The organism is Echinicola strongylocentroti (genome assembly GCF_003260975.1).
GTDB lineage: Bacteria > Bacteroidota > Bacteroidia > Cytophagales > Cyclobacteriaceae > Echinicola > Echinicola strongylocentroti.
Window position 1 is genome coordinate 2,774,714 of sequence record NZ_CP030041.1, and the last position, 20,179, is coordinate 2,794,892.

Sequence of the window (20,179 nt, forward strand, 5' to 3'; positions counted from 1 at the left end):
CAGTATAAGCTGCTATCAGCACACTAGCTACCACAAATACATCAACTTAGCTGTTCGAGATTTATAATCTCGAACCGAGATAAAGGGGATTTGTAATCCCCCTAGGCCATTTGTGAACAACACATAAAGCAATAAAATCATTGATCTTCAATAACGTACATACATCAACCTATCGGCTATTCAAAAACCAAATTCGTACTCCCCCGACCCCAAGGTTATCGATACCTCCCCTTTGGGCAAAGTCTCCCCATTCAATGTAAATTCTTTGGTTGCCGTGGGCGGGAGCATTACCCTTGCGGTGGTATTGACAGGCACCTGCACCTTCCAAATAACCTGATCACCTTTTCTTTCCCAGTGGCTACCGATGGTGCCATAGGGCGAATCGAAGCTGGCCTTCACCCTATCCAGCCCTTCCACAAAAACGGGATCCAGCTCAAAGGTCTTAAACCCGGGACTGTCTTTTCCTGCCTTGATTCCAGCCAAGTATTCGTAAAACCACACAGTCAGGTCCCCCAATAGCATGGTATGATTTTGGGAATTCATGGTAGGTTTCGCCACATTGCCGTGCCAAAGCTCCCAGATGGTAGTAGCACCATTTTCGATCATATATCCCCAGCTGGGGAAAGTGGTATTGGTCGCCAGCTTAAGGGCCAAATCCGCCCTACCAAAATCCGAAAGCGTCCGCATCAACCACTGCGTCCCAATCAAGCCCGTACTAAGGTGCCCGCGGTTCTTTACTTCGATCGTTTCTACCACTTGGTCAAAGACCCTTTCCCGGTCCCCTTCCGGTACCATTCCAAAGGCCAATGGCAGCAGGTTATCGGTCATTTTGTTGTCTCCATAAAAACCATCTTGATAGAATTCCCTCTTGAAACCACCATGGACTTTTTCCTTTAGATGCTGATAGGCTGGGATGTCTTCTTGTTGATCGAGGATGGTTGCGAATTCACTCATCATTTCCATAAAATGATAATAGTAAGCAGTGGAAATTAGCGCACTTGGGCGCTTCACATCGGCATTTTGGCCAGTGCCCGCTTCGATACTTGGCGGCGGCACCACCCAGTCTCCATAGCTGTCCTTCGTGACGATATAATCCTCGTTCATATATCGGTCAGCCATGTAGGTAAGCCACCTTTTCATGGCTGGATAATTTTCGCGAATCACACTGATATCTCCCGTTTGCTGATAAAGCATCTCGGCAATCATCAGGTAAGTGCCTGGCCAAGTCATATTATCACTGTAGTATCGCCAATAAGCAGGGGCTACATCAGGAAGGGCACCATCTGCCTTTTGTGCCAAGCGGATGTCTTCCAGCCATTTTTTGTACAACCGGGCATTGTCAAACATATAAAATTCGCCATGCGCCCCTACGGCCCGATCTCCCAACCAAGGTTGTCGTTCATTGCGCTGTGGGCAGTCCACCGGCATGCCTTTATAGTTGCCCGCTATGCCCCACCAGGCGTTTTGATAGATTTGGTTCAGCACTGGGTCTGATGTGTCAAACTGCCCGACAGTCTTGATATCATCGTATACCATCTTGCCAACGAAATCTTCCATTTTGGGCGTCCCGGGATAGCCAGAAATCTCTACAAACCGAAAACCATGATAGGTAAAGCGTGGCTCCCAGCTGACTTGTTGGTCGTCTTTAAGAATGTAGGTATCCGTGACTTTGGCATCGCGGAGATTGGTCATGAAAAGCTCGCCGTCTTCTTGAAGGGATTCAGCAAATTTTAGCTTTACGGTATCTCCTTTTTCTCCTTGCACCGTCATTTGCAGCCAACCCACCATATTTTGGCCCATGTCCAGGATGTATCGGTCTCCGCCAATCGCTTCCAGCGATATAGGCGCAACTTCCCTCATCACCTTCATGTTTTCGTTCATCTGCGCCTCAAAATTCCCCCGTGGTTCCTGCACATATTCTGCCTGGAGCCATGATGAATCATCAAAACCTACACTGTCCCATCCGGGAAATTCCTTGTTGGCATCATAGTATTCCCCGTCGTATTCATTATTATTTCTGATAGGACCATCTGCTGTGCCTTTCCACTGGTCGCTGGTCGAAATCACCTCCTTGCTGCCATCAGCATAGTGGATCACGAGGTTGACAAGGAGCTTGGGAAATCCGAAATTCTTGATCTTATAGGGTTTGTAGTTTTGGCGCATCGTAAAGTAGCGGCCATTGCCCAGCATGACACCCACAGCGTTTTCAGCCTTTCCCTGAAGCATTGCCGTCACATCATAGGTATTGTATTTTACATTTTGGGTATAATCTGTTGGCGTGGGAGCCAAAACGGCATCCCCCACTTTTTGACCATTAAGGGACAGTTCATATAACCCCAGCCCCATAATATAAATGGTGGCTCGCTTGACCTCCTTATTTACGTCAAATTCATTCCGAAAATACCGTGCTCCCAGGGTCGGAAAAGTAGAAATATCTTCCCACGGAAAAGCCCTGTCAAAACCAATCCACCTGCCCTTCCAATCCTTGTAATAGCGCAGACCAAAAGACCAATGGGCTGTTTCACTCCAGTCGCTCTCACCATGGTTGGTCCATACCTTTACTTTCCAATATACCTTGGTGTCCTTCTCTAATGCCTCACCATCAAAGGAGACATTGATACTCTCCTCAGACGACACCTTCCCTGAATTCCACACATCGGCCTTATCGGGACTCAGCAATGACGGAGAAGTGGCCACCAGTACTTGATAGGCTTCCTGATAAGTCTCCTTTGGGCCTGCCAAAATCTTCCAGCTTAGCTTCGGATTTACCACATCAATGCCTTCCGGATTGGTCAGCATTTCCACTTTCAAACTACTCACAGCAATGCCATCCGCTGGATGGCTCATGGCCGTTGATATCACCGTAAAAAAAAGAAATACCGAAGCGATAAATTGTTTCATTTTGTGTTCGTTTTTTACCGTTGTCCCTGAAGGGGAAAATTTCTTGCACTGTTCCTCGTCCGCAAGGCTTGTATGTTTGGGAGGCAAAGCAATCCGTGTTGCTCTAAATTAACTTAGGCCGCAGCGGATTAAGTGGCGTTGCGGCCTACTCCACCACAATTCGCTCCAAGTCTTCAGCACTGCCTACTTCTTCACCGTTCAGCAACACATGCAGGCCTTTGCCCTTATTGTATTTCTCACCGGTTTTGTCCCAGAAGATGGTCACGATATTTCCTTGATAGGCGATATTGTCCAGACAGAACCAATCCCATTTATCAGCTGGTACCAGAGGGTTTACTTCCATCTGGCCATTGGGACCAGGTCTGAACCCTACCAAGCCTGTGATGATCATGTCATTGAAGGTAGAGTGATTGTAGTAGCGGCTACGCTCTTGGTCACCTTTTAGCCAAAATCCGGTTTTTTCATCCAAATATTCACCGATATACGGTCGCCCACGGTAATACTGGGACTCCACATACTTGTCCATGAGGGTAAAGTAATCGGATTTCTCCACCATGTCTTGATCGTAGTTGTTCAGCAAATTGGCCATCCCCGTCATGGTCTGGCTAGTGGCAAAGGGCCAGATGGCTCCATCCCATTCACAATTACAGCAGCCGTGAGTCCTGAAGTCAGGATGCCGACATTCTGCAGTGGTCAAACCAAAGGGTGCCAAAAATCCGCCTTCATCCGTCACCTGATCCCAAGCAGCATGGTAGGGATTGTTGTCCTCTGGAAGGTTGAAATACCAAGGGATAAATCCGATCGCCTCCCGCACATTGGCAAAGCCACCTTCTTCCTTTACAGTCTCAAAAAACAAATCCTCTTGGTTCCAAAGGTTAGCCTGCACCAATTGCTGGATTTTCGCTGCTTTTTCTCCGTACTTCTTGGCCAAGGCATCGTCGCTTTTGAGCGTAGCAATCTTGGCAATGGCTTTTGCATTGCCGTACATGTAACTATTGATGGTCGGTCGTACGTTTTTCACATGTCTACCACCGCTGATGGATTCTTCCATGCCATCTTTCACGTCGATCTGCCAAAAAAGTCCGTCTTCCCGCTGGCGGTTTTCCTCCCACCACTGGTACTCTTTCAGCAGGTCAGGAAGCATGTCCAGCAGGTATTGCTCATCACCGGTCACCAAATAGCGCTGATACAAAGCATCTGCTGTCCAACTGCTGAAACTATGCAGCTTTTCCATGGGCTCACCCTCATTGCCGCGGTACCACGTGTGGGCGATCTGGTCCAGGTACTTAGGATCATGTAGCCAGCGGGACTCATAAATGTGATGCCCCAGGGCACAGCTGATCAAATTGTACTTATCCGAATAAGACCGCTCCACCAGAAACTCTGTCATGGCATAGCCCACCGGGGTTTCTTTGATGTGCTTGCGCAATGACCACCACCTGAAGTAAAAAATCTCCTCAAAGTTCTTTTGGGGTGCCTCAAAAAGCGGAATATTTTCTTCCATCCAAGCCCAGGAAGCTTCATTGGAGATGGCCTGGGTGATGTTTTCATCTTCCATGCGGTTAAAGTACTCCGCATAGTGTTTAAAGTCTTCTTTCTTCAAAATCGCCGGACCCTGTGCCTCCACTGTCGTGGCACAGCTGCCCAGCAAAACCGCTGTCAGAAGACCGAGAAAAGGTATTCGCAAAGGCGCAAAAGCGCTAAGTATTTTTGGGTAGTGCATGTCGTAAATTATTGATTTTCTCCTGAAGATCTTTCATGTTCTATGCTGGCCATCACGGCCGGAGCAGTGCCCTTGGGGTCATTTTCCTTGATCGGTTCCGAAATGTAGTACTCAAAACTCCCGTCACGATTGCCGTCTCCGCCCAGTCCAGCTACAGAGCAAACATCGGTCACGGAAACGGTGCCATCGTCCTCTACTTTAAAAAACTCGTTGACCAAGCCTTCATAGCCTTTATTGGCCGTAGCCAAATAGCTTTCGGGCAAATACCCTTTACGAACGCCTTTATAAAGAAAATACACAAACATCCCTGTCCCGGAAGCTTCGAGGTAATTTCCCTCTCGATCTCCCTGGTCGGTCACTTGGTACCAAGCTCCGGTGGCTGGATCTTGAAAATCCGCGATGCCTTCCGCGATGCTATTGGCCATTGCTATCAGCTTAGATCGATCTGGATGATCTGCGGGCAAATAGTCCAGCACATCCACAATGGCCATCACATACCATCCCATGCCCCTGCTCCAGAAATTGGAAGATAGGCCGGTTTCCTTGTCGGCCCAGTCTTGCTCCCTGCTCTCATCCCAGCCATGGTAAAGCAACTGCTTTTCAGGATTATAAAGCACCTCATAGGCAGCAATCAATTGCGCTGCGGCGTCATCCACCTGTGCGGGCTGATCAAAAGTAGTTCCATAAGCTGCCAAAAAAGGGCCTGCCATATACAGGCCATCTAGCCAAACCTGATGGGGATATTTCTTTTTATGCCAGAATCCACCATCCGAAACCCGTGGATGCTCCTCAAGCTGCTTGACCAAGGTATCCAAGGCAATGCGGAATTTCTCTTCTCCTGTCTCTTCGTACAGGGGAATTAGCACTTTGCCGGAATTGATGTTATCAATGTTATAAATCTCCATTTTGTAGGTCTTGATCGTGCCATCACCTTCAATAATATTATTGCCAAAGCCTTTTACAAAATCGAAGTACTTCTCATCTCCCGTGTAGTGCCACATGTCCAGCATGGCCTTGCACACCAAGCCTTCATGGTAGCCCCAGTAAGGGTCACCCACAATCCAGTCCTCAAAACGCTTCATGTCAGAATCTGCCAAGCGCACGGACCATTTCTCTTCCACCACCGCTTCTGCATCCGTATGCTCATTGCTGTTCTCCTTTTTACCTCCGCAAGCGCATAGCAAAATCGCCGCCCCTATTATCAATTTATAATTTATCATGTCTTTTTAATTCAATTCTTCAGTATCTAAGATTATTCCAATGGCACTCGTTTTAACGAACCGCCATCTAGCCCGGCAATTGAAATGGCCTCATCAAAGGGGGGATGAGCTTACTTCTTCGAAATTTCATACACTTTTCCAGCCTCTGTAGCCAAGTCATATTCATAGTATTCCGGCAATGTTACCGGATTCATTGTCGCTTGTTCCGAAATTAGCGGCTGTTGGACTTTTGGTAGATCGAAGAAATGATTAGGGTTATTTCCAGAAGCTTCTTCCAGGCCTTTTGCCTTGAGTTGGTTGGTAGTGCGGAGCCTTAGGTTCCCGCCGAGGGTGGATTTGATCACGAGTTTATCCACCTTATTGTCCTTCCAGGTCAGCTCGACAATTTCGAAGCCTCCTCTTGCGCGCAACCCTTCGATGCTTCCTTCTTCCCAAACACTTGGTAATGCCGGCAACAGGTGGATGGCGCCCTCCTGGCTCTGCATCAGCATCTCCGCAATTCCTGCCGCACAACCAAAATTCCCATCAATCTGAAAAGGAGGATGTGCATCAAACATATTGGCATAGGTGCCACCACCGCGCGTGGAAGGAGTGACGAGACTCAATTGGTTTTGGAGCAATTTATAGGCATGGTCGCCATCAAGGAATCGTGCCCAGAGGTTTACTTTCCAACCCATGGACCAGCCAGTGGAGGGATCGCCCCTGAACATCAGCGAGGTCTTGGCGGCATCAAATAATGCTGGTGTCCGGAAAGGTGAAATTTGGTTACTTGGGAATACGCCGTAAAGGTGCGACACATGGCGGTGCTTGTCCTCAGGATCATCCCAATCGTGCATCCACTCTTGGAGCTGGCCGTATTGCCCCACTTGCATGGGTGCCAATCGCGAACGGGTGGCTTTCAACGTATCTGCAAAAGCCTCATCTTGTCCCAGAATTTCACTGGAACGGATCAGGTTAGAAAACAGGTCAAACATCAGTTGGTTATCCATCGTTACCCCTGCCGCAATGGTCGCGCCATGCACATGGCTGTTTTCTGGAGAACTCGAAGGAGACACGACCAGCCAGTCATGCTCTGGCTCCTCGATCAGCACATCCAAGAAAAACTGTGCTGCTCCCTTCATGATCGGATAAGCTTCTTTCAGAAAATCTTCGTCTCCACTGTAAAGGTACCGCTCCCAAAGGTGCTGGCTCAACCACGCCCCGCCGCTTGGCCACAACCCTGATGCCGCATAATCGATCGGGCCAGTGATACGCCAGATGTCCGTATTGTGATGAAGCACCCATCCACGGGCACCATACATCATTTTGGCCGTTTCTCGGCCTGTTTCGCTCACTTCCCGCACCATCTTCAAAAACGGCTCATGCATCTCACTCAAGTTGGTGAGCTCTGCTGGCCAATAGTTCATTTCGGCATTGATGTTTACGGTGTACTTACTCTCCCAAGGGGGAAAAAGCATGTCATTCCAAATTCCCTGCAAATTGGACGGCTGTCCGCCGGGCTGTGAGCATGATATCAACAGGTATCGCGCAAACTGAAAATAAAGCGCTGCCAGCTGGGGATCATTGATTTCCGAAAACTGCTGGATCCGCTGGTCTGTAGGTTGCTCAGCGGCTTCTGTGGTGCCAAGGTCAATGGCCACACGGTCATAAAACTGCTGATAATAGGCTATGTGTGCACACTTAATGGCATCAAAATCCTTTTGGTAAGCAGCATCCAACATTTCAGCTGCTTTCCTTTCATATTCGACCGATAGGTCTTTATAGTTCTTGAAATTGGTCGCAATGGAAATATACAAGGTCACCTCATCGGCACCCTCTACACTGATCAATCCATCTTTGGTGACCATTTGCCCGCCTTCATTAGAGGCCTTTATTCTTCCTTGAAACTTCACGCCACCGCGCTGATGATCATGGGTCTGGGAGACACCGGAAAGGGTCAGCTGATCTTCTCGGACACGCGCCACGGCATTGTCATGGGGGCTGGTCATGTGGACATTGCAGGTAATGCTGCCTGGTTGGTCTGCTGTCAACCTTACCATAATGACATCATCCTCAAAAGCGCTGAGGACTTCTCTTTTGTACTGGACACCGTCCACAGTATAGCTCACGGTACTGGTGGCCTCCTCCAAGTTCAGGTCACGGTAATAATCTTCATAACCTTGATGTCCCGGAAAAGAAATATAAACATTCCCAAACGTTTCATAAGGCATCCCGTCATTGGTCTGGGACATGATTCTTTCATCTGCCAGCTCTTGGGCGGCCTGATAGTCTCCTTCAAAAATCAATTGCTGCACATAAGGAATGGCCTCTTTTGCGTTGGTGTGGGCATTGCTATTGGGTGAACCCGCCCAGATGGTCTCCTCATTCAGCTGTAAACGCTCCATCGCTGGTGCACCAAAGACCATCGCCCCAAGACGACCATTGCCCAAGGGCAAGGCTTCATTCCAGTTGGAAGCAGGCTTATCGTACCAAAGCTTCCACGGCGTTTCCTGCGCCTGAAGGCCCATAATAGTTGCAAAAAAGACGAGAAGTAAGCGTGTTGTCCTCCGCATTGGTTTTTTGAGTTAGTAGGTTAATGAGTTACTTGGTTATTGGTCGACAGTCAATGGTCAACTGTCCACCGTTGATAATTCTGCGCTAATCCAGATTCATTATCTGGATGCCATATAAATGAGGGGTTGAAATCCCCTGCTCGGATTACAAATCCGGGTTATTTGGGTTCGGGATTACAAATCCCGAACAACAAATTCCGAACAGCCGTACGCTGATTCCGAAAAAGCCATGCAGTTGAAATGGCGATTATTCCAGGATATTAAAGAGCGCATCTTTTCCCTTTATGGCATTTTCAGGAAGGTCTTCCCCTTTTGCACCAAACACTTTCAAGGTTTGCTCGGTTTCAATGGCCACGCCGCTTTCATCCACCTTTCCTTCAGCATTCTTTAACTTATCCATCTGCAAGCCTAAGTGCATGGCCATAAATGGATACATGGCCTGACGCTTCGAATAGTTATAGTCATGGCCTTCCTTGGGAAAGTGCGCATTGGCCACCTTATTTTTGGCACCATAAAATCCATACGTCCGTTGGATAAATGGATACTCCAATTCCGGTACCGTATGGGTCCAGTCGCCACCATCTGAGATGATCAGCATAGGCCTTGGCGCTGCCATGGCAGCAATTTCTGCATTGTTGGTTCCACCACCACAGAGGTGAATCGGCTTGCCGCTTTCACAGGGACATCCACCAGAGAAGTGAGAAGAAACCATCACGGTAGGCACGGCCACTTTGATGCGATCATCAATGGCTGTCAGCAGCATGGTTTGTGACCCGCCGCCTGATCCACCCGTAATGCCCACACGCTCAGGATCGGTTTCCTCAAGTGCTGAAAGGTAATCGATCCACATGATGCCATTCCAAGTTTGGATGGTATGGGCCGCACTCAGCTGATGATCTTCGGAAGCAAACTGCAATTGGGATTCACCCCAGGCAAAAAGGTCATACCCGACCACCACGGCTCCCATTTTGGCAAGCGTAGCGGCTCGGATCTGCTCACTTTCCCGATAGCGCCCCTCGCCAAAGTGGCCATTGGGCATAATGATGATGGGATGATGTTTTTTCAGCGGACGAGGTTTATATACTGAGCCAGTGGTATAGATCCCCGGCAACACTTCCAGGGCCACATTTTCTACTGTATAGCCTTTGAATTTCCTTTTTTTGGTAATGATGGGTTCGGAGGATGGCTTCTTAGGAAGCTCCACTATACCAAGTGCCTTGATCATGCACTGACGCAACTGGGATTTTCTGTCTTCCCAAGCAATTCGATTATCATAAAGGCTTTCAAAATAAGCCAGTTCTTCCCTGGCCGTTGAAATGGATTTTTTGTGGTATTGAAAGGGCTTAATGGAATAGGTCTTTGCTCCTTCTTGATAATAGGTGAGGTCAAAAGGTGACAGCACTGCCGTGAGGGAATTTTCCAGATTCCCTGGCCTAACTCGCCAAAAAGCATATTCCAATTCCTTGTTCTCAAGTAATTTTTGGTCGTACTGCAACGTGACATTAAAAGTCGTTTCGATCCGGTCAAGGGTCTCCTCCAACGAAGCTCGATAATTTTGGTCAGCATCTTGGGCAGACAAGGTTGTAATTCCACTGAAAAGGAAAAGGGTAGTCATCAATGACAGCGTGAAGAACAAATGGCCCTTTCTCTCGCACCCATCTCGGTTCCCTGAAGGGAAGTCCACAGTCCATGGTCGACTGTCCACGGTCAATTGTCGCTCTTTCCTTTCACTTGAGTCAAAAGCCTCCCTACTTTCCGTTCCCATCACACCACTGGCTTTTCCAACTCAAAATATCTATATACAGCCTCTGGCCAGGCATAGCTTCCCGGTTTGATGGTGAGCACCATGTCATGGTCGACGGCTTTTAGGCGCACCACTCCGGGGCTAAGTTCTTGCATGGGAATCAGTGCCCCAAGGGAAAGTTCTTCGATCACTGCACAGGTAGTCGCCCCGCCCTCTAATAGCAGTTCTCTTACAGGTACTTCTTCGATCACTCTGGCCACTGCTTGTGCAGTACGTTTCTTGAGAATGGCCGGATAATTCTTAAAGCTTGCTTTCTTTTTGCCATATGCCATGATCACCCGATTTCCTTCCAGGAGACCTCGGCCTACATCATGCACCCACGCCTCTGTACCGGCAGGATTGTATTCCTCTTCTATCAGCAACTCCGGCATCTCGCTCAGGTGGACGCCTTTTTCCACCGCCTTCTCCACGAAGTCTTTGCTATTTTGGTGGCTACTTCCTGCGATCATAAGGCTATTGCCCACAAAGGAAAGTGGGTCAGGCTCCTGACCTCTCATCCATTCGGGGAAATTGCGCTTCAGGCACATTTCAAAAAAGGCCGCACTGCCTGCCGGCAAAACGCTATTATCCATGAGGCTCGCCCAAGTATATAGGTCCTGCATGGTCTGGGAGTCTGGAATATTAAAGCCCTGCTGAAGGTCTCCTTCTTCCGAAAACCTACCATATGCCACGGACAATTCATCTTCCCGCAACAAGTCTTTTACATTCGCAGAAAATGCCGGAAAGGTAGGATCATCCTTAAAACTGGTTTCGTTCAGTGGTCGTCCTTTCACATAGTAAATCCCATCACTGATGCTCCTGCCCGTGTAAGGGTTGGCTGGTACCAGCAGCATTTTTTCCTTGTGGAGCCGCTTGGCCAAGACTTTGAGCTCTTTGGACACATGTCCGCGCATCACAGAATCAGACTTCTTAAAAATCCACGTAATGCCCATATCCATCAGCATGGAAGCTATGCGATCCGTTTCCTTCAGGGCTTCTGCCTCTGCCATCGATCGGGTGTCTGTGGCAATCACCATCACTTCGGCACCACTGGCAGGACTGGCATCCAAGGAAAACGACACGGGAATTCCCCATCTTAGGCATACACCGGCTATTTCGGCTGCCCCGGTAATATCATCGGCTATAACTGCTATCATGTTTCTTTCTGTTTTGTGCCATCGGAATGGCATAGTCAATCGCTAAGTTCAATGCATCTTCTGAAGCAATGCCCTGCCCGGCTATTTCGAAGGCAGTACCATGGTCCACAGAAGTACGGATAATCGGTAATCCAAGGGTGATGTTTACCCCTTTTACGCTCTCCATGGTCTTGGTTTCATTGTTCCATTTGAAGCCTACCATCTTAAAAGGAATGTGTCCTTGGTCGTGATACATGGCCACACAGCCATCATAATATCCCTGTACGGCCTTGGCAAACAAGGTATCCGGAGGAACTGGCCCTTCGGCGACATATCCCTCTGCTTGTGCCATCTGCACAGCAGGGGAGATTTCTTCTTCATCCTCTGTGCCAAACAACCCTCCATCTCCGGCGTGGGGATTGAGTCCCGCCACTCCTATGCGAGGTTGCTCGATTCCAAATTGCACACAAGCATTGTGAAGCAATCGGATTACGTCCAGTACCCGGTCTTTTTTCACCAAGTCGCATGCTTGACGCAAGGGCACATGCGTAGTCACATGGATTACCCGAAGGTTTTGTTCCACGAGCAACATCGCAAATTTCTCCGTACCGGTAAATTCTGCGTATATCTCTGTATGGCCGGCATAGTGATGCCCGGCCAAATTAATCGATTCTTTGTTAATGGGGCTGGTGACAGTCGCATCAACTTCTTCACTTAACGCCAGTTCAATGGTTTTTTTTACCGATTGAAAAGCCGCTGCTCCAGACATGGCACTGACTTTGCCCATCTCCAGCTGATCGGCATCCACATTATCCAAGTCCACCACCTCGATCACTTGCGGGTCAAAGCTGGCCTCCCGAACCTCCTGAATCGCCCTCACGGTCAATGGAGCACTTAACTGCTTGGCCATCCTCGCAATGGTCGCCGCATCGCCCACCACCAATGGCTGACATTTGGCATGCAATCCTCCATCCCGAAAGCTCTTTACGATAATCTCAGGACCGATTCCCGCAGGATCCCCCATGGTGATGGCTATAATTGGTCTTTCCATATTCTTTCTTTTAAGATGTTAGATTTGAGACGAGAGATGTGAGACTTTCGGCCTCAATGCTAACCCTATTTTCTTTTTTCTAAGTACTTTCCTCGTTTTATCGGCGATGTCGAGGCCTCAGCCCCGGCATTCTTATTGTACTTCCCTGATTAGTGTTGACCCGATTAATATTAGTTTTCATTATCAATTATTGTAATCGCTAGTCATTTACTAAAATCCAATTGTGTTTCTCTTTGCTCAAAAATAACCCCACCTAACCTCCCCGCCGTGGCGGGGAGGATTCTCATGTCTCACGTCTCATATCTCACTACCCACATCTCACTACTCACACCCCTTTAAAACAAGCGACAATATATTTCCTCGGCATCGGCAAAGGTTACTTCTCTGGGATTGTTTTTGAGCAGGCGCGTCACTTTCATGGCCAAGCCGGTCAACTCAGCTACATCTTCCTTCTGGACACCCAGTTTGGTGAGGTTTTGTGGTATGTCACATAGCTTCACCAGTTCCTTTACTTTCTCCACGCCATTTTTGGCCGTTTCTTCCGAAGTAGTTCCCCTTTCTGCTCCCAGTGCCAATGCTATCTGCTCGTGCTTCTGCACATTGGAAGGAAGGTTATAAGCCATTACCTCGGGGAGCAATACCGCGTTCGCCAGTCCATGGGGCACATGGTACTTTCCACCAAGAGGGTAAGATAGCGCATGTACCGCGGCGGTGTTCACTGGCCCCAGGCAAAGCCCTCCGTACATGCTTCCAAGTGCCACTGCCGATCGTGCATCCATGTCATCGGGCACTTCAAATGCCCGATGGAGATGTTGGCCGATCAGGCTAATTCCCCTCAAGGCATAATCGTCCACTAGTGGATGGCTAAACTTGTTGGTAAATGCCTCAATGCAATGCGACAAGGCGTCTATCCCCGTCTCCGCAGTTATCTTTGGCGGAAGCCCAATAGTGAGCGCCGGATCAATATAAGTGGCATCTGGTACCAAAAAAGGACTGATGATCCCTTTTTTCTCCAAGGTGCCTTCATCTAGCAGGATCGCATTGGGAGACACTTCACTCCCTGTTCCTGAGGTAGTTGGAATACACACCATATGTGTGCTTCTGCTCTTTAACAAATTTATACCAACAAAATCGGATAACTGCCCAGTACTGTCCTGCATGGCTGCCAAAAGTTTGGCCAGATCTAAGACACTGCCTCCACCAATGCCCACGACAGTATCCGGACCAAATTTCTCTACCTGCTGTAAAAATTCCTCGTAAAGGGTAAATGTAGGTTCTCCAGCTTCGTAAACCACTACATCTACCATTAATCCTGCACTTCTCATTTCCTCCACTCCTCCATTCAAGGTGTCCACCAATGGCTGGGCCACCAAAATCCATATCCGCTGCCGACCAGCAGCTATAGTATCTTCCACAAACCGGGAAAAGGCCCCGGCTCCAAACACTAGTTTTGGGGGTTGTAATAAAGTTATCGCCCTCATCTTATTTCGTTATTGGTTTTTGTTATTTGTTTTCATTTATGGTCACTAGTATGCGGCTTCGGTGGCTTCGGTCCCTTTCCGGTGGCTTCGGCTTCGGTGGCTGAGCGGAGCCGAAGCCACCAGAACGAGAACGCAAAACCACTGGTTTGATAGGCTAGTTTGCCGTGGTGCGAAAGGTGCCGCTGACTTGGTAGGGAGCGCTTCATTATCTAAATTGATAGCTGCCATATCATAAACTTCTGCAGTAACCGCGTCCTTTTCAGCTGATATCAGACTACCTCCTTCACTCTTTCCATTTTCTTCTTTTGCTTGAAATAGCCGTAAATCGTGAGGTTTTCGTCTGCCGGTGGTCTCTTGAAGAACAAACTGGCCACATAGCCCACGATCAAGACGATCAAATGGCTGTAAACACCCAGCATGTATTTGTGCTGCGCAAAATTGAACTTACCAAAATCCAATAGTAGCGTCTTTTCACCTCCGCCAAAACTCATCGGAGTGGAAGTAAGCAAGGCGTAGGCGGTAAATAAAACACAGGCCACTATCCCGATATAAAGCCCTTCCTTATTGGCCCTGCGGCTAAAGAGTCCCAAAAGAAATATCCCTACAATCCCGGCAGAGAAAATGGCATAGAGCCCAAACACAGCACCGAGTACTCCCTCTCCCTGCCAAAGGACATATAGCACCGCCACCAAAGCCGCTGCCAATCCAGCAATCAGCACCAATATCCGCCCTACCTTGAGCTTTTGATGGGTATTACAATTCGGATTGAAGCGTTTGTAGTAATCTTCGACCCCTACGGCCGCTAGGCAGTTCATGTCAGAATCCAAGCTGGAAACTGCCGCTGCCGCCAACGCCGCTATCACGAGACCTGTAACGCCAGGGGGCAATTCGGTCATGATGAAATAAGGAAATACCGCATCCACCGTCGTGCCTTCTGGAAGCGCTGAACCTGAAATCTGGTAAAACACAAACAGCAAGGAGCCGATCAGCATAAAAAGCGCCCACACCGGTACGCTCAGAAATACCCCCATATATGCCGCCTTCTTAGCTTCACGGTCATTTCTTGCCGTCAAATAGCGCTGTACAATGGTCTGATCGGTACCGTACTTTTGGATGGCATAAAAAATCCCATTCACCACCATCACAATAAAGGTGAGCTGCGTAAAATCAATATCATACGGCCCAAAGCCGATTTTATTCCTATTAATGGCTTCTTCCATGACCCGCTGGGGACCTCCTTCGGGCACCCAAAGCAACAGCCCCAAGCAAAACAATCCGCCCCCAATCAACAAAAATCCCTGGATCACGTCCATCCAGATCACCGCTTCTATGCCTCCCAACAGGGTCAGTACGATGATCACAAAGGTCAACACCCCAATCACCATAAAGATATTGACATCCATCATGCTGCTCAGTGCCAAGCTCACCAGGTAAAGCACTGTTCCCATCTTCGAAAAGTGGGTCAGCACAAAGGCCAAAGAGCTGTACAAGCGCGCAAAGAAACCAAAGCGTTTTTCAAAGTATTCGTAAGTGCTGAGACCAATCACCCTCCTGAACAGCGGTACTATCACCCAGATCATACATACCAGCACAATGGGAACCATCAGTCCCTGCACCAGCAATATCCAATTGGATTTATACGCTGCACTCGGATAGGCCAAGAAGGTCACACTACTGATAAGCGTAGCAAAAATGGACATGCCAATCGCCCAGGAAGGAATTCCCCCGCCTCCGGCAAAATAATCCTCGCTGCTCTTTTGTCGTTTGGAAAAATAGATCCCCATATAAACCGTCCCCAAAATCGAGGCGACGATAAGCAGGTAATCTATCCAATGTAATGATGCGTTCATTTGGTTATTGGGTTAAATTGTTTCTTGGTTGTCAAGGTTGTAACGTTTTAATGTTATAAAGTTGAACAGTTGCCACTAAGGCACAAAAACGCCAAGGTAAATTTATCTGTTGTTCTTTCGTCCCCTCATTACCATGGTCTGTTTCCCCACAGATCACCGGTATGTCCTGCTGTCCCACCGTCTCCGACGCGGGACTGTGAAAGTTGAGTCTCCTGACTCATTTACCATCATCCGCAGAACAGCTGACGGAACTACAAGATAACTTTTGGCATTACGGTCCGGTAATTCCTCACTTCACCTGCTCCATCATCGTTTGCCAATCGCTCAGCACCTTTTCCTCTTCGCTTTTGCTCAGTTCGGTCAGCGGCGGTTTCAGATACGCTTGGCACCATCCTTTCTGCTGCAGAAGCACCTTTAGGGCTGCGAGAGACGCACCGAGGCTTCTTCCTCCTTGGTAGATTTTGGCCACCTCATCGGTCAATTCCTGATAATGTACCGCCCCTTCTTCATCACCTTCCTTTGCGGCAGTATATAAGGATTTGTACATTTCAGGAACAATATTGCCCGTACTTGGCACAATACCATCTGCCCCTGTCCTGAGACTGTTGGCCGACTGGGCTCCCCATCCGCAGAAAAAGGAAAAATCTGCCCTTTTCTGGTAGTGGTCGATCGCCGCATGCATCCTGGAAATGTCCCTTTCGGAGTCCTTCAGTCCCCAAATGTGTGGATGATGACTCATTTCCTCCACTACAGATAGGGGAATGGACATTTGCGTAGTTGCCTTGATATTGTACATCAGCAGTGGTCCCTTAAGATGGTCTGCAAGCCCTTCAAAATGCAGCTTCATCTGGTCATCAGACAGGACATAATAAGCCGGTAAGGTCGCCACGATCGCATCTACTCCCTGCTCCAAGTACTGGCTCCCTCTGCGGTGCTGCTCTTCCACCAGGTTGCTTACTACTCCTGCGTACACCTGCTGATGGGGCGCTTTGGAGGCCACGGTTGCTTTGATCATTTCGAGACTTTCCTTCTCCGAAAAAGAAGCCGACTCTCCGGTAGTTCCAAGTACTAAAGGCGAGATGTCATTTTTGGCAAACTCCTCCATCATCTTGGCCACCGCCTCTCGGTCAATCTCTCTACTCGCTGTCAGTGGCGTCACCATCGGCACCACCACGCCTTGATATTGTTTTTTCATTTTCTTTAGATTGCTGCAGTTAGATTTCAGACTAAAGACCAACTTTTCATCCGTCATTACAAGGAAGAATAATTAAGCGTCCCCTCTTCGCTAGATGAGATTGCCTCCTTCCTTCGGTCATCACAATGACGATTTTTATCCATATTTGCACTTTTGCCTTGGTCCAATTATTATTGAGTCAGAGACTCAATGCTTTACTGTGCTGGGGCAGAGACCCAGCACAAACCACGGCTTAGCGTTCTCCCGCCGTCTCTGACGCGGGAGCACAAAGATTGAGTCTCCCGACTCAACCATATATTTTGCTATCTGTATTCTTATTTTGCTCCTTGCTCCAATCTACCCCGCCACGACGAGGAAGATTCTCAAGACTCACCTCTCATGTCTCAATACTATATCTTCACCTCAATACTATATCTTCCCGAACCCAAGGTATATGCAGGGTGAGAGGGATGTTCCGATTTGGTAACTGTGTTGGTATGTTCAGCCTTGCTTCCATTGATAAAAACCTGCGCCGTTTTGGCCATGGGAAGTACCACGGTAGCGCTTGTATTGGCGGGAATGTCAAAAAGGAATTGAACGCTGCCCTCTTTCTTTTTCCATTCCGAACCAATGGTTCCGTAAATACTTTCATAAGTGGCCTTCACAAAGGTCATATCGCCCACCATCTGTGGCTTCAGAAAGAAATGCTTAAAGCCTGGCTGGTCTGGATCTGACTGAATGCCTGCCAAATCCCGATAAAACCATTCTTCGATCTGGCCCATCATAAAGTGGTTCCAGCTATTGCCCTTACGGGGATCCCACTGCTCGGTCAATGTCGTCAGCCCAAATTGGATCTGAAAACCATAACCTGGTGTATCGTAGTGGTTCTGCATTTCGTACATCACCTCATTCAGCCCATTTCTTGCCAGCGTCTGGTACAAATACCGGTTGCCCACATCACCTGTCGTCAGCCGGTAACCTTGGGCTTTGATGTCCTTGACCAAATTCTCCAGTACCGCTTCCCGCTTGGCAGCCTCTACCATGTCCAAGAACAAAGGAACTGCATTGGAAAACTGGCTGCCTGTGCCATATTGGTTGGTTTCGGGGTCAAAGAATTCCTTGTTAAAAGCCTCTTTGACGGCTTCTTCCAGTCGGCTATATTGGCGGTAATCTTCTCCGCGCTGGAGCATGAGTGCTGCTTTCTTCAATAATTTCACTCCAAAGTAATAATGGGACGTGGCCGAAAGTGCGATCGGGCTGTTTTTGGAGTATCCTGCCGCATGCTCTCCGTAGTCGTACCAGTCTCCCAATCCATGGGATACAATGTGGTTTTCGGCTGTTGTGCCCAAGTAGTCGATGTACTTTTTCATCATGGGATAGTACTCGCGGATCAAGGAGCTGTCCCCATAATAATCATAATACATCCATGGCAGCACCACCGCAGCCACTCCCCATTCGGGAGAATCGGTAAAGTCACCGCCAAAGACCACATATTCCGGCGCGATATTTGGCACCAAGCCATTTTCCCGCTGGGCATCTGCCATGTCCTGCATGACTTTGGGCACCAATTGGGTAAGGTCATAATTGAAAAACAAACCAGGGCCATTCAAATGCGTCTCTTCCAACCATCCCAATTTCTCACGGTGCGGGCAGTCGGTAAACACACTCTGCATATTGCTTTTGATAGCATTATTGATCAGCCAATGGGTTTGGTTAAAAATCTCATTGGAGCTCTCAAAGGTGCCTTTTTCATGGGCATCATTATAGATGAAATTGGATTTGATTGCGGTAATGGTCGGGCGACCTTCCTGTTGCTCTTGACCAGGCAAATTGACATTTTCCACCTGGATGTATTGATACCCGTAAAAACTAAATCTAGGTTGCCAGGATTCCTCTCCATCGCCTTTGAGCGTGTACTCATAGTAATGCGGACCTCCCGTTCGGCCTTGGCCCACCAAGCCATTCTCTTTGATATGCTCACCGACGACCAGCTTGACTTGCTGTCCCTTTTTACCTTTCACTTTGATGGAAGGAAAGCCAGCCAAATTTTGCCCCATATCCAGCACGTAGGTATTGGCTTCTGGTTCGGTGGTTGCTTTGATGTCGTATTGTTTTTGGATAAGCACGGGAGCGGCCTGCTGTGGACGTAATTGACCTTTGGGTGCTTCCTGAAGCACCACTGACATCCAGCCTTCCTCATCAAAGCCGGGCTTGTTCCAGCCTTCCTGCTCCAAGTTGGCATCATAATCTTCTCCGCCAAAAACACAATTAAATGTAATCGGACTTGCTGACCACTTCCAGGAATCGTCAGATGAAATCACTTGCTCCTGACCATCAGCATAAGTTACTTTCATGTGGAAAAAAAGCGTCGGCGGGCCGAAGCTGATCAGGAATTTGGCGTAGCGGTCGCCGGAAACATTGTACATGCCATTGCCCAGCAGCACGCCGATGGCATTGTTACCGTTTTCGAGCTGCTCGGTGACATCGTAGGTATTATAATAGACGGTTTTATCATAATCTGACCACAACGGTGCAAATTCACTTTTGCCCACTTTTTTACCATTGAGGGTCAACTCATAATGACCAAGTCCACTGATATATACCGTGGCTTTTTCAATGGCTTTTTCGGTTTTGAAGTCCTTTCGAAGCTGGATGCTCTGCTTTGCCAAAGGCTTCACCTTCTGCCATTTTTCCTTGTTTTCCTCTCGGCGCATGTCCGGTTCATGGTAATTTCTACCAGCTGGCAATCCGCTTTCTGCACGGGTGATGGCGCCGATCCACTGAGCTTCCTTTTCCAGTTCATAGGGTGCCATCTCGAAAAAGGCCAATTCACTCCAATCCGATGCGATGCCTTCCTCATTCCACACTTTCACCTTCCAAAAATACCGCTCTCCGTTGATCAGCGAACCTCCTTCATAAGGGATCAATTGGCTCTGATCACTGCTGACTTTTCCGCTGTCCCAAACGACGGAAGCTTCTTCATCACTTGCTGAATGGGACACGACCAACTGATAGGCCGTCTGCCGTGCACCGTTTTCTCCCGCAACGAGCTCCCAACCAAATCGCGGAGCCATTTTCTCCATGTTCACAGGGTTTACGGCCAGTTCTGTGGTGGATTTGGCTACCTGAAGGAGGGTGCCTTTTGGCCCAGAATTACAGCTGAGCAGCAAGCCCCCTGACAACAATAGGGACACTATCGTGCAAAAAAGTTGTATGATGGAGTTGCTGACAACTATTTTCATGCTTTAGGATTATCTATTGTTTATAACTAATTTCAATTATCTGCTTTTTTTTCCGCAAGGGACGCA

The 20,179-nt window shown here is 48.4% G+C and carries 11 protein-coding genes; all 11 read right to left on the bottom strand.

All coding sequences use genetic code 11. From position 1 onward, the window contains the following. Positions 1-180: 180 nt before the first annotated feature. On the bottom strand, positions 181-2,901 hold the full coding sequence (locus DN752_RS10740; protein ID WP_112783945.1) for a glycoside hydrolase family 78 protein: 2,721 nt from the start codon (positions 2,899-2,901) through the stop codon (positions 181-183). A 145-nt stretch (positions 2,902-3,046) separates the two neighbouring features. Then, a complete protein-coding gene (locus DN752_RS10745; RefSeq protein WP_112783946.1) occupies positions 3,047-4,624 on the bottom strand; it encodes an MGH1-like glycoside hydrolase domain-containing protein in 1,578 nt (525 codons plus the stop codon). Positions 4,625-4,632: 8 nt separating this feature from the next. Then, positions 4,633-5,844 carry a glycoside hydrolase family 88/105 protein gene (locus DN752_RS10750; RefSeq protein ID WP_112783947.1) on the bottom strand — a complete coding sequence of 404 codons (1,212 nt, stop codon included), beginning with the start codon at positions 5,842-5,844 and terminating at the stop codon, positions 4,633-4,635. A gap of 110 nt (positions 5,845-5,954) precedes the next feature. Next, on the bottom strand, positions 5,955-8,396 hold the full coding sequence (locus tag DN752_RS10755) for a glycoside hydrolase family 95 protein (RefSeq protein ID WP_112783948.1): 2,442 nt from the start codon (positions 8,394-8,396) through the stop codon (positions 5,955-5,957). Positions 8,397-8,643: 247 nt separating this feature from the next. Continuing rightward, complete coding sequence (locus DN752_RS10760) at positions 8,644-10,161, bottom strand: alpha/beta hydrolase family protein (protein ID WP_112783949.1); 1,518 nt, start codon at positions 10,159-10,161, stop codon at positions 8,644-8,646. Further along, positions 10,161-11,336 (bottom strand): four-carbon acid sugar kinase family protein, encoded by a 1,176-nt coding sequence (locus tag DN752_RS10765; RefSeq protein ID WP_112783950.1) that lies wholly within the window; start codon positions 11,334-11,336, stop codon positions 10,161-10,163. Before DN752_RS10765 ends, DN752_RS10760 begins: the two co-directional genes overlap by 1 nt. Beyond that, positions 11,314-12,366 carry a 4-hydroxythreonine-4-phosphate dehydrogenase PdxA gene (gene pdxA / locus DN752_RS10770; protein WP_112783951.1) on the bottom strand — a complete coding sequence of 351 codons (1,053 nt, stop codon included), beginning with the start codon at positions 12,364-12,366 and terminating at the stop codon, positions 11,314-11,316. The genes DN752_RS10765 and pdxA overlap by 23 nt, the downstream gene beginning before the upstream one ends. A 335-nt stretch (positions 12,367-12,701) precedes the next feature. Next, on the bottom strand, positions 12,702-13,847 hold the full coding sequence (locus DN752_RS10775) for an iron-containing alcohol dehydrogenase (RefSeq protein WP_112783952.1): 1,146 nt from the start codon (positions 13,845-13,847) through the stop codon (positions 12,702-12,704). 269 nt (positions 13,848-14,116) lie between these two features. Beyond that, positions 14,117-15,697 (bottom strand): sodium:solute symporter, encoded by a 1,581-nt coding sequence (locus tag DN752_RS10780; RefSeq protein WP_112783953.1) that lies wholly within the window; start codon positions 15,695-15,697, stop codon positions 14,117-14,119. A gap of 289 nt (positions 15,698-15,986) precedes the next feature. Further along, on the bottom strand, positions 15,987-16,892 hold the full coding sequence (locus DN752_RS10785) for a dihydrodipicolinate synthase family protein (protein ID WP_112783954.1): 906 nt from the start codon (positions 16,890-16,892) through the stop codon (positions 15,987-15,989). Between the two features lie 389 nt (positions 16,893-17,281). After that, on the bottom strand, positions 17,282-20,113 hold the full coding sequence (locus tag DN752_RS10790) for a glycoside hydrolase family 78 protein (protein ID WP_112783955.1): 2,832 nt from the start codon (positions 20,111-20,113) through the stop codon (positions 17,282-17,284). Positions 20,114-20,179: the final 66 nt, after the last annotated feature.